Source organism: Azospirillum sp. HJ39, from assembly GCF_041507355.1.
In the GTDB taxonomy this organism is placed as follows: Bacteria; Pseudomonadota; Alphaproteobacteria; order Azospirillales; family Azospirillaceae; genus Azospirillum; species Azospirillum thiophilum.
The window spans coordinates 566,292-590,654 of sequence record NZ_CP167911.1 but is presented as its reverse complement, the minus strand read 5'-3'; the positions used below and the strand labels follow the sequence as shown (position 1 = coordinate 590,654).

Genomic DNA, 24,363 nt, shown 5'->3' with positions numbered 1-24,363 from the left:
CGCACCCTTGATGCGGTCCCGCCGCAGGCATAGCCTTACCCTGACGCGCGGCACATGGTGCACAGCAACAGCTCCACTCGCCAAACACCATCCGATGCTGTATGTTAACCTATAGGTAAAGCAAACAATCCTGCCCTGGGAGAATCGCCCTGCCATGACCTACACCGCTCCGGTCGACGATCTGCGCTTTGTCCTGAACGAGGTGGTCGGCCTCGACGCCATCGCCGCCCTGCCCGATTGCGACGGCGCCGCTCCCGATCTGGTCGACGCCATCCTGGAGGAGGCCGGCAAATTCGCCTCCGGCGTGCTCGCCCCGCTGAACCGGGTGGGCGACAAGGAGGGGGCGACGCTGGAGAACGGCGTCGTCCGCACCGCCACCGGCTGGAAGGAGGCCTACGGCCAGTTCACTGAAGCCGGCTGGAACAGCCTGCCCTTCGAGCCGGACCATGGCGGGCAGGGTCTGCCCTGGACCGTCGCCTTCGCGGTGAACGAGATGTGGCAGGCCGCCAACCTGTCCTTCGGCCTGTGCCCGCTGCTGACCCAGGGCGCGGTGGATCTGCTGACCGAGCATGCGAGCGACGAGCAGAAGGCGGTCTATCTGTCGAAGATGATCTCCGGCGAATGGACCGGGACGATGAACCTGACCGAGCCGCAGGCGGGCAGCGACCTCGCCGCGGTGCGCACCCGGGCGGTGCGGGCCGAGGACGGCAGCTACCGCATCACCGGGCAGAAGATCTTCATCACCTATGGCGAGCATGACCTGACGGAGAACATCGTCCATCTGGTGCTGGCCCGCCTGCCCGACGCCCCGGCCGGCATCAAGGGCATCAGCCTGTTCATCGTGCCGAAATTCCTGCCCAAGCCCGATGGCACGCCGGGCGAGCGCAACGACCTGCGCTGCGCCAGCCTGGAGCACAAGCTGGGCATCATGGCCAGCCCGACCGCGGTGATGGCCTTCGGCGACGACGGGGGGGCGGTCGGCCATCTCGTCGGCGAGGAGAACCGCGGCATCGAATACATGTTCACCATGATGAACAATGCCCGGCTCGGCGTCGGCATCCAGGGCGTGGCGATTGCCGAGCGCGCCTACCAGCAGGCCCGCGACTACGCGAAGAGCCGGGTGCAGAGCAAGGATCTGGCCGACCCCAAGGGCTCCGGCGTCGCCATCGTCAGGCATCCGGACGTGCGCCGCATGCTGCTGGACATGCGCGCCAAGACCGAGGCGGCCCGTGCCCTGGCTCTCTATGCCGGCACGCAGCTGGACATTTCCCGCCACCATGCCGATCCGGCGGTGCGCGCCGCAGCGACCGCGCGGGTCGACGTGCTGACCCCCATCGTCAAGGCATGGTCGACCGACATCGGCTGCGAGGTCGCCTCGACCGGGGTTCAGATCCATGGCGGCATGGGCTTCATCGAGGAGACCGGCGCCGCCCAGCATTACCGCGACGCCCGCATCACCCCGATCTACGAGGGCACCAACGGCATCCACGCCAACGACCTGACCTTCCGCAAGACCGGCCGCGACAAGGGGGCTGCGGCCCGTGCCTTCGTCGCCGACATGCGGGCGACGGTCCATGCGCTGGAGTCCGCCCCCGGCGACGACCTCGCGGTGATCCGGACCGAGCTGGCGGCCGGGCTGGACGCGCTGGACAAGGCCATCGACTGGATGGTGGCGACCCAGGCGGAAGGCGACCTGCGCGGCGCCGCGGCCGGTGCGGTGGCGTATCTGAAGCTGTGGGGCAGTGTGGCCGGCGGCTGGATGCTGGCGCGGTCGGCCGTCAAGGCGATGGAGGGCCTGCGCCAGCCGGGCGCCAATGCGTCCTTCCTGGAGACCAAGCTGATCGTCGCGCGCTTCTACGCCGAGCAGGTTCTGGCGACCGCCCCCGCCCTGCTGCCCACCATCGCCAGCGCCCGCAACACGGTGATGGCGCTGAGCGAGGACCAGTTCTGAGGATCGCTTTCGGCCCCCCTCCCCTCACGGGAGGGGGTATCCTCGGCATCGCGCCCGTCCTCCGGTTTCCACCTCGACGACTTCCGAACGTTCGGAGAGGCTTTCCGTCCTCTATCGAAGGGATGAGAGCCCAATGATTGGTTGAGCCTCACCATTGCCGGCGTCATTTTTCTATTGTTGGTGACGCAAACGAAGATGATGTGAAAGCCATGACTCACACGGGAAGCTGTTTTTGCGGCGCGGTCGAACTTGAGGTCACGGGCTCGCCGGAGGCCATGGGCTACTGCCATTGCCGCTCCTGCCGCTCATGGTCCGGCGGCCCGGTCAATGCCTTCAGCCTGTGGAAGCCGGACGCGGTACGGGTGACCGCGGGCGCCGAACACCTCGCGACCTTCCAGAAGACGCCGCTCAGCCAACGTCAGTACTGCGCGAAATGCGGCGGGCATCTGATGACCAACCACCCGCCGCTCGGCTTGGTGGACGTTTTCGCCGCGACCCTGCCGACCCTGACCTTCACCCCGGCCGTTCACGTCAACTACGCCGAAACCGTGCTGCCTATGCGCGACGGCCTGCCGAAACTGAAGGATTTCCCGGCGGAATTCGGCGGTTCCGGCGAAACGGTGCCGGAATAGGGAGGGGCATAGGGAGGGGCGGAACACCGAAGCCCCGCCCGCTTCCACCCCAGATCACCAGTAGCGCATCGCATCCGCGTACAGCCCGCGCAAATCGTCCTCCGACACCGGGCGCGGGGCGATGGTCAGCAGGCGCTGCTGGGCGGCGGCGCCCCTGACCAGCCCCGGAATGTCGGCCTCGCCATAGCCCAGCGCCGACAGCCCGTTCGGCAGGCCGGTCGCCCGCATCATCGAAATCAGCCGGGTCGCCAGCAGCTCGCCGCCGTCCGCCGGAGCGGCGCCCCGCACGTCCGCCCCCAGCGCCTCGGCGGCGCGCAGATGCGCCTCGGGCGCCGCCGGGCCGGTGAAGCGGAAGGCCGCCGGCGCGTTCAGCACCACCGAGATGCCGTGCGGCACCATCGGCTCCACCGCCTCGTAGCCCGTCGCGGTGAAGCTGTGGTTCATCCCCGCCACCGAATAGGACATGGCGTGCGGGATGTGCACCCCGGCATTGCCGAAGGCCAGACCGGCCAGCGTCGCCGCGAACATCAGCGCGTCGCGCGCCTCCAGGCAGTCGGGGTCGTTGACCGCCCGCTCCAGCCATTGCCCGCCGAGCCGGATCGCCTGCAGGCTGCCGATGTCCGACCAGGGGTTGGCGCCCTGGTAGGGCGGGCGGGCCGTCGGCGACTCAGGTTTCGGGCGCGAGCGGAAGGGCCGCGCGGTGTGGCTCTCGATGGCGTGGGTCAGCACGTCGAAGCCGGTGGCGGCGATGGCGCCGGGCGGCAGGCTGTCGATGGTGCGCGGATCGACGACGGCGAGGCTCGGCCGCAGATAGCGCGACGAGATGCCGGTCTTCACCTGCTTTTCCACATGGTCGAAGATGGCGACGCCGGTGGTCTCGCTGCCGGTGCCGCAGGTGGTCGGGCAGGCGATGTGCGGCTTGACCGGGCCGGGCACCGGGATGCCCTCCCCCAGCGGCTTGTTGACGTAGGCGAGGAAGTCGGCCGGGTGTGTGGCGTAGAGGTTCGCCGCCTTGGCGGTGTCGATCACCGACCCGCCGCCGATCGAGACATAGCCGTCGAAGCCGCCGTCCCGCGCGAAATCCGCGGCGTCGAGGAAGGAGGCGCTGGTCGGCTCGACCCGGCAGCGGTCGAAGACCACGACCTCGATGCCGGACCGCTTCAGCGACTCCAGCGCCATGCCGAAGGGCGCCGCCGCCGCAACCCGCGGATCGGTGAACAGCGCCACCCGCGTCATGCCCAGCGACAGCGCGTCGCCGCCCAGCTCCGCCAGCATGCCGGGGCCGAACTTCATCCGTGCCGCCTCGACGGTGAAGCCCTCCTCGCCGTCGGGCAGGATGGGGTAGGCGTTGCCGTGCATGTCGCGGTCCATGGGCGTCGTTCCTCCGCTGGCGATGGGCTCTGGTGGCAATGGGCTCTGGTGGCAATGGGCTCTGGTGGCGACCGGGTTCGTCCCGGCACATCCTTCACCGTATGGGAACGCACCGCCACGCAGCCTGTCAATGAGTCCGTTGGTCCAACAGATCATCTGCCGGAGCCGCCGGAGCCGCCGGAGCCGGTGGCACGGCCGGCGTTCCCGCGGCGGGCGGCCGCAGCAGCCGCTGGTAGAGCCAACCGATGCCGACCAGACTGACGCCGAGCCCGAGGAAGGAGGCGACGCGGTACATCCCCTCCAGGTCTGACATGTCGCTGAGGAAGACCTTGGCGACCACCGCCAGCACCAGCGCCAGCCCGGCATGGCGCATCCAGCCCCAGCCGAAGCGGATGCCAGCCACCAGCATCAGCACGGCGAACAGCAGGAAGCCGACGGAATAGGCGTACCATTCGGCGTCCGACACCCCGTAGCCGGACAGCACCGGCCCCTGGAAGGTCCGGCGGATCTCCAGCGCCAGATTGGTCGCGACCAGCAGCAGCGCCAGCACCGGCGCCGCCTGCCGGACCGGCTTCGTCGGCGGCGGGTCGTACCACAGATAGGCCAGCCCCAGCAGGGCCGGCGCGCCGTAGGCCAGCAGCAGCCGGTTGACCACCGGCCACTCGCCCACCCATTCGAAGTTCCACAGCGGATTCAGCGCCAGCAGATGCAGGAAGACGGCGCTCGCCGCCGCCAGCGCCGCCAGCAGGCGCCGGCCCCACACCGCCACGGCCCGCGCGCTCCACCGCCGGTCGGCGGCCAGCAGCAGGGCGAGGCCGAGCCAGGACAGGGTATGCAGCGCCACCTCGGCCAGGGTGGAGGGCGCGGCCTCCAGGCTGCCGGCTATCCAGCGATGGATGCCCAGCGACAGCATCAGGGTGGTGAAGATCAGGGCGCCGGCCTCCAGAACCATCACCACCAGATCGTCTCCGGACCTGCCATTCTCCCGGCCGTCGGACGAGGTCCGCATCCAGCGCGCCGCCACCAGGAAGCCCAGCGCCGGCAGTCCGTAGCCATAGGCGATCCAGCCATACCCCTCATAGTCCAGCACCCAGGGGTTGACCGCCAGCCGCACCAGCACGGCGACGGCCACCAGCAGGGCGACGCCGCGCAGCTCGCGCAGGGCCATCTGCCGCTCCAGCCAGGCCAGCACCGGCACCTGCATCGCCAGCGCCACCGTCAGCCAGGCTTCCTGCAAGGTCATGGTCGCGCCGAGCGCGATGGCGCCGGTCGCCCCGGCGGCGAAGGCGGCAAGCCCGAGCGAGGCGCCCGGCCGGTGGCGGTGGCGGGCCAGCGGCGTGGTGGCGCCGACCAGCAGGGCCGCCAGTGCCAGCGCCGCCGCCGGCCAGCCGACGGCGGTCTCCGGCGGCTCGACCAGGGCATAGGCCAGCGTCAGCAGGGCCAGCGGCACCAGCGCCGACAGCGAGGACCACAGCGCCGCCCGTCGCGCGCCCCACAGCAGCGCGAAGCCGCCGATGCCGAACAGCGCGGCGAACCCGGCCGACACCCACAGGAAATGCGCGACCTCCCCCGGATAGCCGGCGGGATCGGCGACGATCAGCGGCTGCCCGTCTGCATTCAGCGGCGGCGGGCCGGCCGGGACATAGGGCAGGCTCCAGGGTGCAAGAGCCAGCAGGACGGCCAGCGCCGCGATCCAGGCGACTCCGGCGATCCGCTCCGTCCGCCGGCCGGCGGCCAGCGCCAGCAGCGCGAACAGCGCCAGCACGACGAGCGACACCGGGCCATGCGAATCGGACCAGCCGACCGCGGCGACCAGCAGGCCGAGCAGCCACATCGCCGTCATCGCCAGCCGGTCGGCGGGATGGCGCCGCTTGCGCCGGATCCAGCCGGGCAGGGCCGCGCGCCAGCCGGTTGCCGGTTCCGGCTCCGGCAAGCCCTGGTCGAGCACCCCCAGCATGGCGGGAACCAGGAACAGCGCCGAGGTCAGCAACAGGTACAGCCCGGTCGGCAGCGCGTCGCCGCTGCTCCAGGGGTCGATCATCCATACCAGCGGCCAGAGCGCCGCACCGGCCAGCGCTCCCCAGCCGAGCCAGCGCCAGCCACGGTACAGCACCACCGCCATCCCGGCGCCGTTCAGCGCCAGCAGATAGGCGAACAGGCCCCAGGCATCGGGATGGTCGGACGGCACCAGCAGCGGCGTGACATAGCCGGCCAGCAGCCCCAGCGCCGCGAGAAACGGCCCCTGCAGCAGCGACAGGCCGATGCCGGCCAGCGACAGCGCCGCCAGCAGCGCGAAGGCGACCAGCGGCTGGAACAGGGCGAACAGGGCGAAGCCGCCATAGACGCTGGCAAAGGCGGTGAACAGCCCGGCGGCGGTCAAGGCCGGCGGCACATGGTCCGGCCGCAGCGCCGCGACGGCGCGCTGCATGGGCTGGCGGCGCAGCCACTCGCCCCCCACCATCAGCCCGACCCCGGCCAGCAGCCCGAGCGCCACCCGCACGCCGGGCCCGAGCCAGCCATGTTCGACCGACAGCTTGATGAAGAAGGCGGCGGCCAGCGCCATGGTGCCGCCGCCGAGCCAGATCAGCCAGCGCGAGGCCAGCGACTCCTCCAGCTCGCGCCAGCCCGGCCGCGGCGGCGGAGGGCCGGCGGGTTCGGGCGGAGGGCCGGGCGGCGTGTCGACAGCCGTTTCCGCGGCGAAAACCGGCTCGGCGCTCTCCTCCAGCGGCGGCTCCGCAAGAGGAGCGGGGGCCTGGACCGGAGCCGCCTCATCCGCCGCCGACACCGCCGCCGACAGGGGAACGGCACCGGCCAGCGCCTTGTCCAGCCGGCTGCGCAGGGCGGCGATCTCCGTCTCCTGCGCCTTCAGCCGGCGGTCCAGCCGGTGGGTCAGGAAGCCGAAGATCAGCAGTAGGACGAGGAACTCCATGACCGCACCGCCTGCACGCCGTTGATGCCCCGCCCCCGTCTCCGGGGACAGTCGACGGCAGGATAGCCATGCAACAATGGCCTGTCTCGGTCACGCTGGAGCTCATCCGATGGGCGATCGGGCGGGACTCCGGAGCACTCTTCCCGACCGGATCGTCCTCACGGCCGGGCCGCGGCATCGCCCAGCCTCGCCGTCAGCGCCAGCGCATCGTCGACGGCATGGAAGTCGGCGGTGTTGTCGAAGACGCACCAGACCGGCCGCTCCGCCGCTTCGGCCAGCAAGCGCGCGGCCAGCGCATCCAGCACCGCCGGACCATAGGCCGAGCGGTACATGACCGGCGAGCCGTGCAGCCGCCAATAGCGCAGCCCGTCCCAGCCGCCCGGCTCCCCGGCCCCCCGGCTCCCGGCAACGGGCACCGGGGCGGGGTCGGCGGCGACGCGCGCCACGCGGTTGGCGGCCAGCAGCGCCCCGGCCTCCGCGGTGAACCAGGAGGCATGGCGCGGCTCGCACACCACGTCGCCGCCGAACCGGGCGCGCAAGCCTGCGAAGAAGGCCCCGGCGACCGCGGCGTCCAGGCGCAGGCTGGGCGGCAGTTGCACCAGCAGCGGCCCGAAGCGGTCGCCCAGCCTCCCCGCCTCCGCCAGGAAGCGGTCAAGCGCGGCCTCGGCGCCGGCCAGCCGGGCCTCGTGGCTGATCGCCTTGGGAAGCTTCACCGCGAAGCGGAACCCGGCCGGGGTGGAGGCCGCCCAGCGCGCCCAGGTCTCCGGCTTGTGCGGGCGGTAGAAGCTGCTGTTGACCTCGGTCATCGGCAGCACGCGGGCGGTGCGCTCCAGATGCGTGCCATCGGCGGGAAAGGCCGGCGCCGACAGTTTGGGAATGCCCCAGCCGGCCGTGCCGACCCGGATCGGGTGGAGCGCGGCCCTGCCGGACCGATCCTTGAACGGGTCTTGCCCGGAGGCGTCTTCGGCCAAGGCGGATCCCCTCCGGAGCGGTTGGCGGACTGCCCGAAGGCAACGTCCCGCCGTCCGTCCAGGTTCCCTTGAGGGATCAGGGACCGCGCAGGGTCCGCCAGGCGCAGACGGCGGCGTAATAGACCGAGGTCGCCAGCCACAGGCCGAACAGCCAGCCCGGACGGGCCGGCTCCAGCACCACCAGGGCGATGCAGCAGAGCAGCCAGACGCTGGTCACCGCGATGTTCAGCGGCATCAGCGCCTTGACCCGGAAGGGATGGAGGAACTTGGCGGTGGTGAAGGTCAACAGCCCCAGCAGCACGATCACCCCGGCATTCACCCAGGGCCCGAGGTCGAGCAGCCACAGATAGAGGGCGACGACGTTCCAGATGGCCGGGAAGCCGACGAAATAATTGTCGCCGCTCTTCATCCCGACATTGGCGAAGCAGTAGAGCGCGGTCAGCAGGATCCAGGCGGCCAGCGCGACGCTGACCAGCCCCTCCGGCAGCAGGCCGAACCGGTGGATGAACACCGCCGGCACCACGACATAGGTCAGGTAGTCGATGACGAGGTCGAGCGCCGAGCCGTCGATTCCCGGCAGCACCTGCTTGACCGAGACCCGGCGGGCCAGCGTGCCGTCGACGCCGTCGACCACCAGCGCGATGCCCAGCCACATCAGGCACAGCTTGGCATCGCCCGCCGCCGCCGCCAGCAGGCCGAGCAGGCCGAGCACGGCGCCGCTGGCCGTGAAGATGTGAACGCCCCAGGCCGACAGGCGATGGGTGATTCCGTAGGCGGCGCTCATGCGGACAGTTTCCGTGGGTGGCTGGGACGGGAGGGACGGCAAGGGGTCGGAGCGGGCGGATTTTCTGACACAGATGAGCGCAGATAAACACAGAATTGTGGGGGTACGAAACCCCCGGCTCCGCCCACGCTGATACGCGCCGGCCACCGTTGCACCCCGGTCTCAGGCCCCCCGCGCCGCCGGCTGGCGGAAGGCGGCCCGCCCGGCCAGCGCGTCCGGCATCGGGCCGCCGGTCGCCCAGTCCAGCAGCTCGACCGTATGGAGCACCGGCAGGCCGTCCCCGCCCCCGATACCGGAAGCGATCTGGGTGATGCAGCCGAGGTTGCCGGCGGCGACCGCCTGAGGCTGGGTGCTTTCGATGGCGGCGACCTTGCGGGCGCGCAGTTCCCCCGCCAGCTCCGGCTGCAGCAGGTTGTAGGTGCCGGCCGACCCGCAGCAGAGATGCGCGTCCGGGATCTCCTTCACCAGGAACCCCGCGGCGCGCAGCAGGGCGCGCGGCGGCTCCTTGATCCGCTGGCCGTGCTGCATCGAGCAGGCGGAATGGTAGGCGACCGCCTGCCCGGTCTCCACCACCGGCCGGGCCAGCCCGATCTCGTCCATCAGCTCGGTGACGTCCCTGGCGAGAGCCGCCACCCGCGCCGCCTTGGCGGCATAGGCCGCATCCTCGCGGAACATGTGGCCGTAATCCTTCACGCTGGTGCCGCAGCCGGACGCGTTGATGACGATGGCGTCCAGCCCCGCGCCCTCGATCTCCGCCGTCCAGGCGTCGATGGTCTTCCTCGCGGCGGCGTGGGCGAGTTCCTCCTTGCCCATATGGTGGGTCAGGGCGCCGCAGCAGTCGGCCCCCCTGGACACCACGACCTCGACCCCGTGGCGGGTCAGCAGGCGGATCGTCGCCTCGTTGATCTGCGGCGCCAGCACCTGCTGGGCGCAGCCGATCAGCAGCGCCACCCGCTTCCTCCGCGGCCCCTCGGCCGGATGGACGCCCGGCCGGTCGCTGTGGCTCGGCGCTGGGACGCTGGCCGGGGTCAGTTCCAGCATGGCGGCCAGCCGCTTCGGCAGCAGGCCGCGGAACGGCCGCCCCAGCGAGGCGCCCAGCAGGGCCAGCCGGAACAGCCGCGGGTTCGGCAGCACCCGCGCGATCAGGTCGCGCACCGCCCGGTCGGCCGGCGGGCGGACATGGGTCGACTCGATGTGGGCGCGGGCGTGATCGACCAGATGCATGTAATGGACGCCCGACGGGCAGGTCGTCATGCAGGACAGGCAGGACAGGCAGCGGTCGATGTGCTTGACCGTGGTTTCGGGCGGCGGGCCGCCCTTCTCCAGCATGTCCTTGATCTGGTAGATGCGGCCGCGCGGGCTGTCCAGCTCGTCGCCCAGGATGGTGTAGGTCGGGCAGGTCGCGGTGCAGAAGCCGCAATGCACGCATTTGCGCAGGATCTGCTCGGAGTCGCGGATCGCGGCGTCGGCCAGCTGGGCCAGCGAGAAGTTGGTTTGCATCTGGTCGGTCGTCCCGTTACAGCCCCGCGTACATGCGGCCGGGGTTGAGGATGCCCTTGGGGTCGAAGCCGTCCTTGACCCGGCGGCTCAGCGCCATCAGCGGTCCGGGCAGCGGCTGGAACACGTCGGTCGCGGCGCGCACCGCATCCGGCGCCCGCACCAGCGTGGCATGGCCGCCAGCAGACAGCGCGCCGCGGATTGCGGTTGCCGACTCGGGCGGCGCCTCCAGCCAGACCAGCCCGCCGCCCCAGTCGTAGAAGACCTCGACGTCGAGCGTCCGTCGGATGGCGGCGACGGTCGCCGGCCCGGCCGACGGCGGGACCGAGAGTTTCCACAGGTGCGAGTCGCCGGTGCCCCCTCCCCGGCCCTCCCCCGCTGGCGCGGTGGAGGGGGATCGGTGCGTCATCGGCAAGGCCCCCTCTCCCGCCGAAGGCGGGGGAGGGTTAGGGTGGGGGTCCGCGGAGGCCACTCCCCCGAACCACACCGCGTCCCGAACCTCGCGCCAGATCGCCAGCGAGCAGCCGCGATCCAGCACCGCGTCGGCCCGCAGCTCCTCGCGCAGCATGGCCACGCGCGCGGCGACCGACGGGCCGAAGCCCTCGACCCGCACCAGCGTCACCGCCCCGCCCGCCCCCGCCACGCCGGCCACGCCCGACCGCGCAGCGATGCCCGCCGGCAGATGCGCCGCCCCCGACACCTCGTAGGGGCTGCGCAAGGCCCGGTCGAGCAGCCCCACCGCCGCGGCATCGTCCAGACCGAACAGCAGCAGGGTCGCGGTGTCCTCCGGCGCCGGCAGCACCTTTACGGTGATCTCGGTCAGCGCGGTCAGGGTGCCGAAGGATCCGGCCATCAGCTTGGGCATGTCATAGCCGGTGACGTTCTTCACCACCTTGCCGCCGCCCTTGTAGGCCTCGCCCCGCCCGCTGACCCCGGCAATGCCCAGCGTGTGGTCGCGGGCGGATCCCGCCGAGATCCGCCGCGGCCCGGCCAGCCCGCTGGCGACCAGCCCGCCGAGCGTTCCCCCACCCTCACCGCACCCATCGCCGTCGATGGCCGGGGGCTCGAAAGCGAGATGCTGTCCGCGGTCGGCCAGCATGTCCCGGATCGTCGCCATCGGCGTGCCGGCCAGCGCGGTCAGCACCAGCTCCTCCGGCTCGTAGGCGACGACGCCCGACAGGCCCGACAGGTCGAGCGCGTGGCCGGCCTGCACCGGGCGGCCGAGCCCGCGGCGGCTGCCGCTGCCCAGGATCTCCAGCGGCTCGCCGGCCGACAGGGCCCAGCGCACCGCGTCGGCGGCCTGGGCGGCGGTCTCCGGCTTCAGGGTGGTGATGGTCATGGCGGGCCGGCCCTTCAGAAGCGCGGGATGTCGGGGAAGCGCAGTTCCCCCTGGTGGACGTGCAACCGGCCAAGCTCGGCGCAGCGGTGCAGCGTGGGGAAGACCTTGCCGGGATTCAGCAGCCCGTCGGGGTCGAAGGCGCATTTCAGCCGCTGCTGCTGCTGCAGGTCGGCCTCGTCGAACTGGTCGGTCATCAGGTCGCGCTTCTCCACCCCGACTCCATGCTCGCCGGTCAGCACGCCGCCGACCTCGACGCACAGCCGCAGGATGTCGTTGCCGAACTCCTCCGCCGCCTCCAGCTCGCCCGGCTTGTTGGCGTCGTAGAGGATCAGCGGATGCAGGTTGCCGTCACCGGCATGGAAGACGTTGGCGACCCGCAGGCCGCAGCGGTCCGACATCTCCTGCATCCGCTGCAGCACCAGCGGCAGCGCCTTGCGCGGGATGGTGCCGTCCATGCAGTAGTAATCGGGACTGATCCGCCCCACCGCCGGGAAGGCGGCCTTGCGCCCGGCCCAGAAGGCCAGCCGTTCCTCCTCGCTGTTGGACACGCGGGCATAGCAGGCGCCCTTGGTTCGGGCGATGGCCTCCACCCGGTCGATCAGGTGGTCGACCTCCGCCGCCGGCCCGTCCAGCTCGACGATCAGCAGCGCCTCGACGTCCAGCGGGTAGCCGGCATGGACGAAGGCCTCGGCCGCATGGATGGCCGGGCGGTCCATCATCTCCATGCCGCCGGGAATGATGCCGGCGGCGATGATGGCGGCCACGCAGTCGCCGCCCTGCTCGCTGCTGGGGAAGCCCAGCAGCACCGCCCGCGCGGTGGCCGGCTTCTTCAATATGCGCACCGTGACCTCGGTCACCACGCCCAGCAGCCCCTCCGACCCGGTGACGATGCCCATCAGGTCGTAGCCGCCGGCATCCAGATGCTTGCCGCCCAGCCGGATGACGGTGCCGTCCATCAGCACCAGCTCCAGCCCCAGCACGTTGTTGGTGGTCAGCCCGTATTTCAGGCAATGCACGCCGCCGGAATTCTCGGCGATGTTGCCGCCGATGGTGCAGGCGATCTGGCTCGACGGGTCGGGGGCGTAATAGAAGCCCTCCTGCGCGACCGCGTTGGAGATGCCGAGGTTGGTCACCCCCGGCTGCACGGTGACGCAGCGGTTGGCATAGTCGATGTCGAGGATGCGCTTGAACTTGCCCATGCCCAGCAGCACGCCGTCGGCCAGCGGCAAGGCCCCGCCCGACAGCGAGGTGCCGGCGCCGCGCGGCACCACCTTCACCCCCATCGCCTTGCAGGCCTTCAGGATTTGGCTGACCTGCTCCACCGTGGACGGCAGCACGGCGACCATCGGCAGCTGGCGGTAGGCGGTCAGCCCGTCGCATTCGTAGGCGCGCAGCTCGTTCTCGTCGACGATCACGCCCTCGCCCGGAACGATGGCGCGCAGCGCCTCGACGATCTCACGGCGGCGGGCGATCACACCGCCATCCGGCACCGGCATCCTCATCGCGGGCGATCCTTATCCCGTTGCATTCCGTTGCGGCGAACTCGTCAGCCACACGTATCATTCGCCCCGGCAGATGCACAAGCCGATGCTCAGGCCGATGCACAAAGCCGATGTCCGGAATGCGGGATGCGGGATGCCCAAAACGCAAGAGCCGCACCCGAAGGCGCGGCTCTTGCGTAAACACCCGATGACGGAGAGGCAGGGCGCAATGCCCGGCCTCGCAGTCGATCGACCCTGACGGGACCGATCAGCCCTGGCGGGCCTTGAAACGGGGGTTCTGCTTGTTGATGACATAGACACGGCCCTTGCGGCGGATCACGCGGCAAGCCTTGTGGCGCGTCTTCATCGACTTCAGGGAGTTGACGATTTTCATGATGCTATTCCTGAACGCTCGGCGGCTCGATTGAAGGCGCGCACCATAGTGCGGTGCCTACCGGCTGTCAACGCCTGCGGTTCGCCCCGAAACGCGGGTGCGGAGGCCGGCCGGCACCGGCCGCAAGATGGCCACGCCGCAGACCCGCCGGCGCGAGACCATGCACGGACCACAAACAATCCGGATCGTCCACCCGCGCCATTCTCGCCAATAAAGAGAAATCCGCCGCCGATCCGGACCATATGTTCAGAAGATATACAACTTGGCATCTGCCGTAGCCACTGCGACACCGCCCAGGGACGACTTCCGCCGATCGCCGGTTAGACTTCCCGCCATTCAATGACGAGCGGCAGGAAACCAGCGGAGTGCAAGCCAATACACAGTACTTATTTGAATGAAGCCGCGACTTTCTCCAATCCATCATAATATTCTGCGGTGTATTGACGCGATGCCACAAAATCGTATGCTGCGGCGTTGAAGGGATGTTCTTGCTGATGTAGGAACATCCTCAGATATTCAGCGGCACCGGAACCGTCGATCCGTGCGATTACAGCCAAATTCGTCAGGAATTTCGGCAATTCGCCCGGAGCCGACCCCGGCGCAGCCCGGTACCGTGCGTACGGCATGCCCCGGGGCAGCCGTGCCTGGCGCATCATCCAAGGGGGGATCATGAAGTTCTGGAAAGCTCTGACTCTGGCGGCTGCGGCCGGTGCGCTGCTGGCTTCGGCGACGAATGCCGAGGCGGCCTATCCGGAGAAGCCGGTCACGATGATCGTGGCGTTCGGCGCCGGCGGCGGCACCGACCTGCTGATTCGCGCGCTGGCGCCCTTCCTGGAAAAGCAGCTGGGTGACGGCAGCCGGGTCGAGGTGGTGAACAAGCCCGGCGCCGGCGGCGAGATCGGCTTCGCCGCCATCGCCGACGCCGCGCCGGACGGCTACACCATCGGCGCCATCAACTCGCCCAACGTCAACGCCATCCCGATCGAACGCCAGGCCCGCTATTCGCTGGACCGGCTCGACCCGCTCTACAACCTGGTCGACGATCCCAGCTCCTTCGCGGTCCACAGCGACGGCCAGTTCAAGACGCTGACCGATGTCGTCACCTTCGCCAAGGCGAACCCCAACGGCGTCACCGTCGGCACCACCGGCATCGGCTCCGACGACCATCTGGCCATGCTGGTGTTCCAGCGCCAGGCCGGCGTGACCTTCACCCATGTGCCCTTCCAGGGATCGGCCGCCGCCGAGGCGGCTCTGGCCAACAAGAAGATCATGCTGAGCTCGGTGAACATCGGCGAGGCGATGCAGTACAAGCAGAAGGATCCGATCACCGTCCTGGGCGTGATGGCCGAGTCGAAGGTGGCCCAGGCCCCCGAGGCCGCCACCTTCAAGGAGCAGGGCTTCAACGCGCTGATGTCGTCGCTGCGCGGCATCGCCGCACCGAAGGGACTGCCGGCGGAGGTCCGCACCAAGCTGGTCGACGCGCTGGACAAGGCGGCCAACGACCCGGGCTTCCAGGCCAAGGCGAAGGAGCTGTACCAGCCGATCCGCCTGCTGCCGCCGGAGAAATATTCCGCCGAGCTGGCCGATTCGACCAAGGAGCTGCGCGCGCTGTGGGCGACGAACCCCTGGCTGAAGTGAGCCGACTCCGGGATTGAATGAAAAAGAAGGGGCGCCGGCAGACCGCCGGCGCCCTTTTCATGTCCGCCTCATGCCCCGCATCATACCGGGGCGGTCACTTCAGCCAGGGCGTCTCCTTCCAGATGGCGCGGAAGGTGGCCTCCTGGGCCTTCAGCTCCACCGCGTACGGCTCGGAGGGCAGCAGGCGCAGCGGCTGGTAGGCCTTGCGGGCGATCTCCTGGAATTCCGGATGCTCGACCGCCTTGCCGATGGCCTCGACCAGCCTGGCGCGGACGTCCGGCGGCAGGCCGACCGGGGCGGCCAGCCCGCGCAGCGACGACATCTTCACGTCGAAGCCAAGCTCCTTGAAGGTCGGCACGTCCGACGCCTGGACCGAGCGCTGGTCGGTCATCACCCCCAGGATGCGGATCGGGTCGCCTTCGCGCGCCCGCGCCGATTCGCCGATGTTCATGGAGGTCAGCTGGATGTGCCGGCCGAGCAGCGCGCGGTGGGCGTCGGCACTGCCGGGGAAGGGGACATGGGTCAGCTGGGTCTGGGTCAGGCGCTGGAACATCAGCATGGCCAGATGGTCGTCGGAGCCGATGCCGGTGGTGCCGACCGTCACGTTGTTCGGGTTGGCCTTGGCATAGGCGGCGACGTCGGCCAGCGACTGGAAGGGGCTGTCCTTGTGGACGACGAAGGAACCGGGATCGTCGACCAGATTGAAGAGCGGGTCGAGCCGGTCCAGCGAAAAGCGGGCGTGGCGCTCGATCGGGATGGTCACGACGTTGGGCGAGTTGATCAGGCCCAGCGTGTAGCCGTCGGGGGCGGCGTCGGCGATGGCGGCGAAGCCGATCTCGCCGCCGGCACCCGGCCGGTTCATCACGATGACTCGGGCACCGCCGCCCAGTTCCTTCTCGATGAACGGGGCGAGCGAGCGGACGATGAAGTCCGACCCGCCGCCCGCCGCATAGCCGACGATCAGGCTGATCGGTTTTTCCGGATAGGCCGCCTGTGCGGATCCCGCCAGTCCACAGACCGCCAGTCCGGCGGCGGCGGCCAGTCCGCAGACCGCCAGCCCGGCGGCGGCGGCCAGCCGTGCCACCCGGTGGGGGATCAGGCCGCGCGGGATCAGGCCGCCCGGTATCGGACCGCTGAACCGGCGGCTCCCGGCCGCCGCGGCGGCCGGTCCTGTCGATCCACCGCACCGGGCGGAACGCGCGTTCGTATCCATACATCGCCTCCTTCGGTTCGCATCCGCTGAAACAGCCGGAGCCGCCGCCGACACGGATGCGGCATCCTTCAATTGCTTTTTATCGATCGCCAGACACGGTTCCGGCGCGTTCTTGCGGCCACACCATCGTAAACGCGATTTTCGTGCGATCAACCTTCGTTTGGATGTTTTCAGCGTCCACCAAAATGTTCTAATACTTGTTCATTCCACCGGGATTTCGCGCATCGCGCCGCATCCGGCGAAATCGAGACCGAATACCGCTCATAGTTGAAAGGCTTTTCCCGAAATGACCGTTCACAAGGACTTCATCCGCCCCGACGCCGCCACGGTGGAGGCGATGCGTGCCCAATCCCCCGCCACCCTGCACGAGGCGATGGGCAAGAAGGGCGCCATGGGCCACCCGATCAAGCCGCTGTTCCCGGGAATGCGGCTGTGCGGGCCGGCGCTGACCGTGTCCTGCGGGCCGACCGACAACCTGATGATCCACATCGCCGTCGCGCTGGCCAAGCCGGGCGACATCCTGGTCGTCGACTTCAAGGGCATGACCGATGCCGGCCCCTGGGGCGACATCCTGACCGCCTCGGCCATCGCCCGCGGCCTGGGCGGGCTGGTCATCGACGGCTGCGTGCGCGACGCCATCGCCATCCGCGACATGGGCTTCCCGGTGTTCTGCCGCGGCACCAACATGAAGGGCACCAACAAGACCGACGCCAAGGGCGACATCAACACGGCCATCGTCTGCGGCGGCGTGATCGTGTCGGCCGGCGACATCGTGGTGGCCGACGACGACGGCGTGGTGGTGGTGCCCCAGGGGTTGGCCGCCGACACGCTGGAGAAGGCGGCGGCGCGCGAGGCCGCGGAAGAGTCCTACCGCCACAAGCTGCAGGCCGGCGAGACGACGATCGAGCTTCTGAACCTGAAGCCCTATCTCGACGCCGCCGGCATCACGCTGTAACGCCGCGCTTCCGCACCATCGCCCCGCCCCCTGCCCCAACGCCCCTCCGACCGAAGCAGCCGCCATGCCCGACATCATCATCTCCGAATTCATGCAGCCCAGCGCGGTCGACGACCTGCGCCGCGACTTCGACGTCCTGTATGACGAGACGCTCCACAAGCGGCTCGACGAGCTGTACGCGCTGGGCCGCGACGCCCGCGCCATCTGCATCCGCGACGAGACCCAGATCCGCGGCGCCTTCTTCGACGCCTTCCCCAACCTGAAGGCGGTCGGCCGGCTGGGCGTCGGGCTGGACAACATCGACGTGCCCGGCTGCCGCCAGCGCGGCATCGCGGTGCTGCCGGCGACCGGCGCCAACGAGGTGTCGGTGGCCGAACTCACCATCGCCGGCCTGATGATGCTGGTCCGAGGCGCCACCTATTTCGCCACGCCGCAGGTGGTGGCCGGGCAATGGCCGCGCGGCCGGCTGATCGGGCGCGAGGTGTCGGGCAGGACGCTCGGCATCGTCGGCTTCGGCCGCATCGGCCGCCATGTCGCCCGCCGCGCCCAGGGGCTGGATATGACGGTGATCGCAGCCGACCCCCATGTGGCGGACGACGATCCGGTCTGGGCCCGCACCGGGGTTCGGAAGGTGTCGTTCGACCATGTCTGGGACAATGCCGACGCCATCAGCCTGCATCTGCCGCTGACGCCGGACACCCGCAATCTGGTCAGCGCCGGGGTGATCGCCCGCTTCAAGCCGGGCACCATCCTGGTCAACGTCGCCCGCGGCGGCATCGTCGACGACGCGGCGCTGGCCGCGGCGCTGACCGACGGCCGGCTGGGCGGCGCCCTGCTCGACGTCTACGCGACGGAGCCGGTGCCGGCCGACAACCCGTTCCACGGCGTGCCGAACCTGATCCTGACCCCGCACATCGGCGCCACCACCGAGGAGGCGCGCGCCCGCACCGGCCACATGACCGCCGACGGCGTCCGCGCCGTGCTGACCGGCAGCATCCCGGACACCGCGATCGTCTGAGCGGGCGCCCGGCTTGCGGCCGGTGGGGAAAAGGCGGACAGTCGCGGCACCGCCCCCCATCCCACCGGCTCCGGGTTCCCCGCCTTGCGGCTGCTGCTGATCGAAGACAATGTCCGGCTGGCCTCCCTGACCGCCGAGGGCCTGCGCAAGGCCGGCTTCGCCGTCGACCTCGTCCACAGCGCGGAGGAGGCGTCGGCGGCGCTGGCTGTCGCCGGATTCGACGCCGTGCTGCTCGACCTCGGCCTTCCCGATGCCGACGGGCTGACCCTGCTGTCGGGCCTGCGCGACCGGGCCGACGCGACGCCGGTGCTGATCCTGACCGCCCGCGACCGGGTGGACGACCGGGTCCGGGGCCTCAACCTGGGCGCCGACGACTATCTGCTGAAGCCCTTCGCGCTGGAGGAGCTGGTGGCCCGAATCCGCGCCCTGCTGCGCCGGCCGGGGGCGGCGCTGGGCGTGGTGCTGCAGCTGGGGAATGTCGCCTTCGATTCGGCCGGGCGGCTGGCGACGGTCGACGGACGGCCGCTCGACCTCAGCCGGCGGGAGCTGGACGCGCTGGAGCTGCTGCTGCGCCGCGCCGGCCGGGTGGTGCCGAAATCGGCGCTGGAAAACGGTCTCTACGGCTTCGGCGAGGAGGTCGGCTCCAACGCGGTGGAGGTGCTGATCCACCGGCTGCGCAAGCGGCTGCTGGCGGCGGGCGCCAGCGCCGGCGTCCAGACCCTGCGCGGCATCGGCTATATCCTGATCGAGAGTCCGGCCGGCGGCGATGCCGGGACCGGCGGGAAAGACGGCGGATGACCGGGGCCCGGCCTCCATCCCGGCCACCATCCCTGCTGGCCGCCATCGCACGCTGGCTCGTCCTGGTGACGCTGCTGGCGGTCGCGGTCACCGCGCTGCTGCTCTATGTCGAGTTCAAGGGCACCCACGACCGCATGCGCCAGCGCACGCTGTCGGGCGTCGCCCGCATGATCGAGAAATCGGTGCGCGGGCCGGACGACCGGCTGGCGACCGCCCTGCCCGACCCGGTGCGGGCGATGCTGCGGACGAACGGCGCGTCCTTCGCCCTGGTCGATGGCGGCGGCCGGCTGCTGCTGGGCTCCGACGGGGTGTCCGGCCCGCTCGACCCGACCGGATCGGAGCGGTCGCACGGTGTCTTCCGGGTGCCGGCGCGCGACGGCGAACCGGCGCTCTACGGGCTGAGCCGCCGCATCGCCGTCGGCGACCGCCCGTTGTGGATCCAGGTGGCCTCCGGCGAGGAGGAGCTGCACATCGAATGGCTGCTGGAGGAGTTCATCGAGCATTTCGGCTGGATCTGGCTGCCCTTCGCCCTGGTGCTGATCCTGGTCAATCTCGTGATCATCCACCGCGGGCTGCGGCCCCTGCGCCGCGCCTCGGCCCGGGCCGCCGCGATCGGGCCGGACAGCGTGTCGGAACGCCTGCCGGAAGAGGACATGCCGCGCGAGGTGCTGCCGCTGGTCCGCGCGGTCAACCAGGCGCTCGACCGGCTGGAGACGGGCTACCGGGCGCAGCGCGGCTTCATCGCCGACGCCGCCCACGAGCTGCGCACGCCGCTGGCGGTGCTGGACGCCCATCTGGCGCTGATCGGCGCCCCCGGCGCCCCGATTCGCGAGGATGTCGCCGGCATGGCCCGGCTGGTCGACCAGCTGCTCGACCTCGCCCGGCTGGACGCCCTGCGGATCGCGCCGGACGAGTCGGTCGATCTCGCCCCGCTCGCGGTGGAGGTGGCGGCCCATCTCGCCCCGCTGGCGCTCGGCCGTGGCCGCTGGATCGAGGTGATCGGGCAGGAGCGGCCGCTGCCGGTGCGTGGCGCCCACGATCCGCTGTTCCGCGCCCTGCGCAATCTGGTGGAGAACGCCGTGTCGCATGCGCCGGCCGGCAGCACCGTCAGCGTCGAGCTGGCGGTTTCCGCGACGGGCGAGCCGCTGCTGCGGGTGATCGACCGCGGCCCCGGCATCCCGGCGGCGCTGCGCACCCGCGTCTTCGACCGGTTCTGGCAGGGTGGCGGCGACAGCAGGAGCAGCGGCGGCGGAAGCGGCGGGGCCGGCCTGGGGCTGTCCATCGTCGCGCGCACGATGGCCGCCCATGGCGGCAGCGTCGCCATCGGCGACACGCCGGGCGGCGGCGCCACCTTCAGCCTGCGCTTCCCCGCCACGCTGCGGCAAACCGCCGCGGCGACGCCTGCTGCGGCGGTCATCGGCACCCCGTAAGCCGCCCGTAAGCCTGGCAGGCTAGTCCGTGGGCGACCCGTCAGCCTTTCCGGAGTTTCCCCGATGACCACCACCTACAGCCCGGCCCAGAAGGCCCTGCACTGGCTGATCGCCCTTCTCATCGTCGGCGTCTATCTGCTGAGTTTCGGCGAGGAGTTCTACGAGCGCGGACACCCGATGCGGGCCACCATCTGGTGGCTGCACATCTCCTTCGGCCTGCTGCTGCTGGGGTTGGTCCTGGCGCGGCTGGGTCTGCGCCTCGCCCGCGGCGTCCCCGACCTGCCGTCCTCGATGACGCCGGTGGAGCGCGGCGCCTCCCACGCCGTCCATCTCGGGCTCTATGCGCTGATGCTGGCGATCCCGCTGGTCGGGGTGGGGCTGACCTGGCTGCGCGGCGACACGCTGTCCTTCTTCGGCCTGTTCACCATCCCGTCGCCGGTCGAGGCCGACCGCACGCTCGGCCGCTCGGTGAAGGACATCCACGAGCTCGGCGCCAACCTGATCCTCGCCCTGGCCGCCCTGCATGCGGCGGCGGCGCTGTGGCACCATCTCATCCGCCGCGACGGCGTCCTGGCCCGCATGCTGCCCAGGCGGCACGATGACGAACGGCCCGGCCTCGCCGACTGAACGGTCGGCCATTCCCTTTTCTCGCGCCAAGCGGGTGCTTGCCCTGTGCGCTCGCGCTTTCAGCCGCTATAGTTCCCATCATACAGATGCATGGCGATGGGCGATGGCGGGACGCAGGACGACAGGCCGCGGCCGGGGAATCGGCGGCAAGGAAACCGGCGGCAGGGCGGGTGGAACCGAGATGGAGGATGCCGGGCTGGCCGCCGGGCTCCTGCCTTTTCCGGCGACTCCGGTCCCGGATGCCGGTGCCGTCGCCAGCACGCGGAGCTCCGAAGACGCGGAGCGGGTGGCCGCCGATAGCGTCAGCGGAAACGGCGGCGGTGAGGATCCCGGCGAGGATCCCCATTATGTCGACCACCGCGAGCGGCTCCGCCGCCGCTTCCTCGACCGCGGCGCCGATGCGCTGGAGGATTACGAGCTGCTGGAGATGGTGCTGTTCGCCACCAGCCCGCGGCGCGACGTGAAGCCGCTCGCCAAGCTGCTGATCCGGACCTTCGGCGACCTCTGGGGCGTGGTCAACGCGCCGCCGGAGCGGCTGCGCGGCCTGAAGGCGGAAGGGGTGTCGCTCGGCACCGACAACGCCGTCGCCACCGTGCGCATCGTCGGGGCGGCGGCGCTGCGCGCCCTGCAGCAGCGGGTGATCGACCGGCCGGTGCTGGCCTCCTGGCAGGCCTTGCTCGACTATTGCTCCGCAGCGATGGCGCACGAGCCGACCGAACAGTTCCGCCTGCTGTTCCTCGACCGCAAGAACACCCTGATCGCCGACGAGGTGCAGCAGCGCGGCACCATCGACCACACCCCGGTCTACCCGCGCGAGGTGGTGAAGCGGGCGCTGGAACTGTCGGCCGCCGCGGTGATCCTGGTGCACAACCACCCGTCGGGCGACCCTACCCCCAGCCGCGCCGACATCGAGATGACCAAGGAGATCGTGCGCGCCGCCAACGCCGTCGGCCTGATCGTCCATGACCATCTGGTGATCGGCAAGGGCGGCCGGCACACAAGCTTCAAGTCGCAGCGCCTGCTGTGACGGACAGGCGCCGACGCCTGCGCCGTCCCCTGCAGCCCACGCAGCGGCGCCATGCTCCGCCACTTTGCAATTGCGAATCGGACACCATTTTGATGACGTGAGGCTGCCCCCCGCGGAAAGAACCATCGACTCCATGTCCTCCCCGCCCCTGTCCATGAAGCGCCGCGGCCTGCTGATCGGTTGCGGAGCCCTGGTGCTGATGTCCGGCCGCGCCCTGGCCGCCCCGGCCGCGCCGCGCCGCCTCAGCCTCAGGAACCAGCATACGGGCGAGACCTTCGACGGTCCCTACCGCGACGCCTCCGGCCCGCTGCCCGACGCGATGGCCGACCTCGCCAAGCTGCTGCGCGACCACCGCGCCAACAAGGTCGGCCCGATCGACGTCGGCACGCTCGATTTCCTGGCCGACATCATGGAGGCGGTCGGGCAGCCGAAGGCCACCATCCTCTCCGCCTTCCGCACGCCGGAAACCAACGCCATGCTGGCCGCCCGCAGCCTGGGCGTGGCGGAGCACAGCCAGCATCTGCTGGGCCGCGCGCTCGACGTGACCTTCCCGTCGCGCCTGCCCGACGCCCACCGCAGCGCGCTGGACCTCAAGCGCGGCGGGGTCGGCTGGTATCCGCGCTCGCATTTCCTGCACATCGACACCGGCCCGCTGCGCAATTGGGAGATGTTCGGCCAGAATCTGGACGGGCTGTTCGCCCCCGGCGTCAGGGGTGCCCGTCCGCGCACCGTGTCCCAGCGCCTGCAACTGCATCGCGCGCTGGCCCGCCGCCAGATGCTGGGACGGCGCTGAGCGCATCGCTCCCAGTTGCATCCCTCCCCTGCCGTTCGGGGGAGTGGCGTTTTCCCGCCCGCCGGTGTATCGAGGCGCCATGACCGACCGCATCGTCCTCCCCGCCACGCCTGTGGCCACGACGTATTATCCGCCGCTCACATAGCGCGGCGTCGATCGGTCATACCCGAAACCATGCCGTCGCAAGTCCGGCGGCCATGGTCCTCTTCGCACAGAGACAGTCTCCGGACGGCCCGGCCCTTCCGCAAGAGACGTCACCATGCCGACCCGTTCCAGCGCCGCCGAGTTCCTCCGCATCCTGCGCGAGCGCGGATTCCTTCACCAATGCAGCGACCCGGCCGGCGACCTGTCGGGCCTTGCCGCCGCCGCGCCCGGCGGCGTGCTGACCGCCTATGTCGGCTTCGACGCCACGGCGGACAGCCTGCATGTCGGGCATCTGCTGTCGATCATGGCCCTGCGCTGGCTGCAGCGCACCGGCAACCGCCCCATCGTGCTGATCGGCGGCGGCACCACCCGGATCGGCGACCCCAGCTTCCGCGACACCAGCCGCCCGATGCTGGACGATGCGCGGATCGCCGCCAACGCCGCCGGGCTGCGCGGCGTCTTCGGCCAGTACCTGACCTTCGGGGACGGCCCGGCCGATGCCGTCATGGTCGACAATGCCGACTGGCTGGACGGGCTGGACTACGTGCCCTTCCTGCGCGACGTCGGCCGCCATTTCACCATCAACCGCATGCTGAGCTTCGAGTCGGTGCGCCAGCGGATGGAGCGCGAACAGCCGCTGACCTTCCTGGAATTCAACTACATGATCCTCCAGGCCTATGATTTCCTTGAGCTGTCGCGGCGCCACGGCTGCCTGCTGCAGATGGGCGGATCGGACCAGTGGGGCAACATCGTCAACGGGATCGAGCTGGCCCGCCGGGCGGAGCGGCGGGAGCTGTTCGGCCTGACCACGCCGCTGCTGACCACCGCGTCGGGCACCAAGATGGGCAAGACCGCGGGCGGCGCGGTGTGGCTGAACGCCGATGCGCGCAGCCCCTTCGACTTCTGGCAGTTCTGGCGCAACACCGAGGATGCCGACGTCGGCCGCTTCCTGCGCCTGTTCACCGAACTGCCGCTGGACGAGATCGCCCGGCTGGAACGCCTGCAAGGGGCCGAGATCAACGAGGCGAAGATCCTGCTGGCGACCGAGGCGACCCGCCTGTGCCACGGCGGCGCGGAGGCCGAACGGGCGGCGGCGGCGGCCGGAACTCCCCTGGCGGCCGGTGGCGACGGCCTGCCGGAAATCACCCTGCGGCGCGATGAGGCCGCGGCCGGCGTGCCATTGGTCGATGCCCTGGTGGCATCCGGCCTGTCCGCCTCGAAGGGCGCCGCCCGCCGCCTGATCCGCGAGGGCGGCGCCCGGCTGGACGGCGAGCCGGTGACCGACGAGGCGGCGGTGCTCACCGGCCCCGCCGTGCTGTCGGCCGGTCGCAAGCGCCATGTCCGCCTGATCCTGGCGCCCTGACAGTGGGG

At 70.6% G+C, this 24,363-nt stretch carries 20 protein-coding genes; 11 read left to right on the top strand and 9 right to left on the bottom strand.

Annotated features, from left to right (window positions below):
* The first annotated feature begins 154 nt into the window (after nucleotides 1–154).
* Together ABMY26_RS16170 and ABMY26_RS16165 are read left to right on the top strand one after the other, a co-directional pair.
* Nucleotides 155–1,951 (top strand): acyl-CoA dehydrogenase, encoded by a 1,797-nt coding sequence (locus tag ABMY26_RS16170; RefSeq protein WP_372398258.1) that lies wholly within the window; start codon nucleotides 155–157, stop codon nucleotides 1,949–1,951.
* A 137-nt stretch (nucleotides 1,952–2,088) separates the two neighbouring features.
* The gene (locus ABMY26_RS16165; RefSeq protein ID WP_372398257.1) at nucleotides 2,089–2,583 is read left to right on the top strand and encodes a GFA family protein; all 495 of its coding nucleotides are present in this window, start codon (nucleotides 2,089–2,091) and stop codon (nucleotides 2,581–2,583) included.
* 54 nt (nucleotides 2,584–2,637) lie between these two features.
* Here the strand turns inward: ABMY26_RS16165 and ABMY26_RS16160 are convergent, their stop codons facing one another.
* From ABMY26_RS16160 to ykgO, 8 genes are all read right to left on the bottom strand, one after another.
* The gene (locus ABMY26_RS16160; protein WP_372398256.1) at nucleotides 2,638–3,954 is read right to left on the bottom strand and encodes a hydroxyacid-oxoacid transhydrogenase; all 1,317 of its coding nucleotides are present in this window, start codon (nucleotides 3,952–3,954) and stop codon (nucleotides 2,638–2,640) included.
* Nucleotides 3,955–4,081: 127 nt separating this feature from the next.
* Entirely contained in the window at nucleotides 4,082–6,883 is a 2,802-nt protein-coding gene (locus ABMY26_RS16155; RefSeq protein ID WP_372398255.1) for a DUF2339 domain-containing protein, read from the bottom strand.
* A 158-nt stretch (nucleotides 6,884–7,041) separates the two neighbouring features.
* Nucleotides 7,042–7,854 (bottom strand): DUF72 domain-containing protein, encoded by an 813-nt coding sequence (locus ABMY26_RS16150; protein WP_372398254.1) that lies wholly within the window; start codon nucleotides 7,852–7,854, stop codon nucleotides 7,042–7,044.
* A 76-nt stretch (nucleotides 7,855–7,930) separates the two neighbouring features.
* Nucleotides 7,931–8,638, bottom strand: a complete 708-nt coding sequence (pcsA, locus tag ABMY26_RS16145) for a phosphatidylcholine synthase (protein ID WP_372398253.1) — start codon at nucleotides 8,636–8,638, stop codon at nucleotides 7,931–7,933.
* A 162-nt stretch (nucleotides 8,639–8,800) separates the two neighbouring features.
* Nucleotides 8,801–10,138 (bottom strand): glycolate oxidase subunit GlcF, encoded by a 1,338-nt coding sequence (gene glcF, locus ABMY26_RS16140; RefSeq protein ID WP_372398252.1) that lies wholly within the window; start codon nucleotides 10,136–10,138, stop codon nucleotides 8,801–8,803.
* A 16-nt stretch (nucleotides 10,139–10,154) separates the two neighbouring features.
* Nucleotides 10,155–11,474 (bottom strand): FAD-binding protein, encoded by a 1,320-nt coding sequence (locus ABMY26_RS16135; protein ID WP_372398251.1) that lies wholly within the window; start codon nucleotides 11,472–11,474, stop codon nucleotides 10,155–10,157.
* Between the two features lie 14 nt (nucleotides 11,475–11,488).
* Nucleotides 11,489–12,976 carry an FAD-linked oxidase C-terminal domain-containing protein gene (locus tag ABMY26_RS16130; protein WP_372398250.1) on the bottom strand — a complete coding sequence of 496 codons (1,488 nt, stop codon included), beginning with the start codon at nucleotides 12,974–12,976 and terminating at the stop codon, nucleotides 11,489–11,491.
* 247 nt (nucleotides 12,977–13,223) lie between these two features.
* A complete protein-coding gene (gene ykgO / locus ABMY26_RS16125; protein ID WP_012973122.1) occupies nucleotides 13,224–13,349 on the bottom strand; it encodes a type B 50S ribosomal protein L36 in 126 nt (41 codons plus the stop codon).
* A 669-nt stretch (nucleotides 13,350–14,018) separates the two neighbouring features.
* On the opposite strand from ykgO, the gene ABMY26_RS16120 reads away from it, so the two are divergent.
* The gene (locus tag ABMY26_RS16120; protein WP_372398249.1) at nucleotides 14,019–14,987 is read left to right on the top strand and encodes a tripartite tricarboxylate transporter substrate binding protein; all 969 of its coding nucleotides are present in this window, start codon (nucleotides 14,019–14,021) and stop codon (nucleotides 14,985–14,987) included.
* 94 nt (nucleotides 14,988–15,081) lie between these two features.
* Here ABMY26_RS16120 and ABMY26_RS16115 read toward each other — a convergent pair whose 3' ends face one another.
* On the bottom strand, nucleotides 15,082–16,200 hold the full coding sequence (locus ABMY26_RS16115) for a tripartite tricarboxylate transporter substrate binding protein (protein ID WP_372398248.1): 1,119 nt from the start codon (nucleotides 16,198–16,200) through the stop codon (nucleotides 15,082–15,084).
* Between the two features lie 286 nt (nucleotides 16,201–16,486).
* Here ABMY26_RS16115 and ABMY26_RS16110 point away from each other — a divergent pair, with 286 nt between their 5' ends.
* The 8 genes from ABMY26_RS16110 to tyrS all read left to right on the top strand — a co-directional run bounded on the left by ABMY26_RS16110 (nucleotide 16,487) and on the right by tyrS (nucleotide 24,355).
* On the top strand, nucleotides 16,487–17,155 hold the full coding sequence (locus ABMY26_RS16110; protein WP_372398247.1) for a 4-carboxy-4-hydroxy-2-oxoadipate aldolase/oxaloacetate decarboxylase: 669 nt from the start codon (nucleotides 16,487–16,489) through the stop codon (nucleotides 17,153–17,155).
* Nucleotides 17,156–17,219: 64 nt separating this feature from the next.
* Entirely contained in the window at nucleotides 17,220–18,173 is a 954-nt protein-coding gene (locus tag ABMY26_RS16105) for a hydroxyacid dehydrogenase (protein ID WP_372398246.1), read from the top strand.
* 84 nt (nucleotides 18,174–18,257) lie between these two features.
* The gene (locus tag ABMY26_RS16100) at nucleotides 18,258–18,971 is read left to right on the top strand and encodes a response regulator transcription factor (protein ID WP_372398245.1); all 714 of its coding nucleotides are present in this window, start codon (nucleotides 18,258–18,260) and stop codon (nucleotides 18,969–18,971) included.
* Complete coding sequence (locus ABMY26_RS16095; RefSeq protein WP_372398244.1) at nucleotides 18,968–20,401, top strand: ATP-binding protein; 1,434 nt, start codon at nucleotides 18,968–18,970, stop codon at nucleotides 20,399–20,401. Before ABMY26_RS16100 ends, ABMY26_RS16095 begins: the two co-directional genes overlap by 4 nt.
* Before the next feature lie 63 nt (nucleotides 20,402–20,464).
* The gene (locus ABMY26_RS16090) at nucleotides 20,465–21,028 is read left to right on the top strand and encodes a cytochrome b (RefSeq protein ID WP_372398243.1); all 564 of its coding nucleotides are present in this window, start codon (nucleotides 20,465–20,467) and stop codon (nucleotides 21,026–21,028) included.
* Between the two features lie 103 nt (nucleotides 21,029–21,131).
* Entirely contained in the window at nucleotides 21,132–22,055 is a 924-nt protein-coding gene (radC, locus tag ABMY26_RS16085; RefSeq protein WP_372398242.1) for a DNA repair protein RadC, read from the top strand.
* Between the two features lie 133 nt (nucleotides 22,056–22,188).
* The gene (locus tag ABMY26_RS16080; RefSeq protein ID WP_372398241.1) at nucleotides 22,189–22,848 is read left to right on the top strand and encodes a YcbK family protein; all 660 of its coding nucleotides are present in this window, start codon (nucleotides 22,189–22,191) and stop codon (nucleotides 22,846–22,848) included.
* 259 nt (nucleotides 22,849–23,107) lie between these two features.
* A complete protein-coding gene (gene tyrS / locus ABMY26_RS16075) occupies nucleotides 23,108–24,355 on the top strand; it encodes a tyrosine--tRNA ligase (protein WP_372398240.1) in 1,248 nt (415 codons plus the stop codon).
* The last annotated feature ends 8 nt before the right edge of the window (nucleotides 24,356–24,363 follow it).

Bases quoted from the DNA above. Each gene is read 5' to 3' on its own strand.
- ABMY26_RS16115 (WP_372398248.1), bottom strand. From the start codon at position 16,200: ATGGATACGAACGCGCGTTCCGCCCGGTGCGGTGGATCGACAGGACCG.
- ABMY26_RS16120 (WP_372398249.1), top strand. From the start codon at position 14,019: ATGAAGTTCTGGAAAGCTCTGACTCTGGCGGCTGCGGCCGGTGCGCTG.
- pcsA (WP_372398253.1), bottom strand. From the start codon at position 8,638: ATGAGCGCCGCCTACGGAATCACCCATCGCCTGTCGGCCTGGGGCGTT.
- ABMY26_RS16160 (WP_372398256.1), bottom strand. From the start codon at position 3,954: ATGGACCGCGACATGCACGGCAACGCCTACCCCATCCTGCCCGACGGC.
- ABMY26_RS16135 (WP_372398251.1), bottom strand. From the start codon at position 11,474: ATGACCATCACCACCCTGAAGCCGGAGACCGCCGCCCAGGCCGCCGAC.
- radC (WP_372398242.1), top strand. From the start codon at position 21,132: ATGGCGGGACGCAGGACGACAGGCCGCGGCCGGGGAATCGGCGGCAAG.
- ABMY26_RS16110 (WP_372398247.1), top strand. From the start codon at position 16,487: ATGACCGTTCACAAGGACTTCATCCGCCCCGACGCCGCCACGGTGGAG.
- ABMY26_RS16130 (WP_372398250.1), bottom strand. From the start codon at position 12,976: ATGAGGATGCCGGTGCCGGATGGCGGTGTGATCGCCCGCCGCCGTGAG.
- ABMY26_RS16155 (WP_372398255.1), bottom strand. From the start codon at position 6,883: ATGGAGTTCCTCGTCCTACTGCTGATCTTCGGCTTCCTGACCCACCGG.
- ykgO (WP_012973122.1), bottom strand. From the start codon at position 13,349: ATGAAAATCGTCAACTCCCTGAAGTCGATGAAGACGCGCCACAAGGCT.
- glcF (WP_372398252.1), bottom strand. From the start codon at position 10,138: ATGCAAACCAACTTCTCGCTGGCCCAGCTGGCCGACGCCGCGATCCGC.
- ABMY26_RS16105 (WP_372398246.1), top strand. From the start codon at position 17,220: ATGCCCGACATCATCATCTCCGAATTCATGCAGCCCAGCGCGGTCGAC.
- ABMY26_RS16090 (WP_372398243.1), top strand. From the start codon at position 20,465: ATGACCACCACCTACAGCCCGGCCCAGAAGGCCCTGCACTGGCTGATC.
- ABMY26_RS16170 (WP_372398258.1), top strand. From the start codon at position 155: ATGACCTACACCGCTCCGGTCGACGATCTGCGCTTTGTCCTGAACGAG.
- tyrS (WP_372398240.1), top strand. From the start codon at position 23,108: ATGCCGACCCGTTCCAGCGCCGCCGAGTTCCTCCGCATCCTGCGCGAG.
- ABMY26_RS16095 (WP_372398244.1), top strand. From the start codon at position 18,968: ATGACCGGGGCCCGGCCTCCATCCCGGCCACCATCCCTGCTGGCCGCC.
- ABMY26_RS16080 (WP_372398241.1), top strand. From the start codon at position 22,189: ATGTCCTCCCCGCCCCTGTCCATGAAGCGCCGCGGCCTGCTGATCGGT.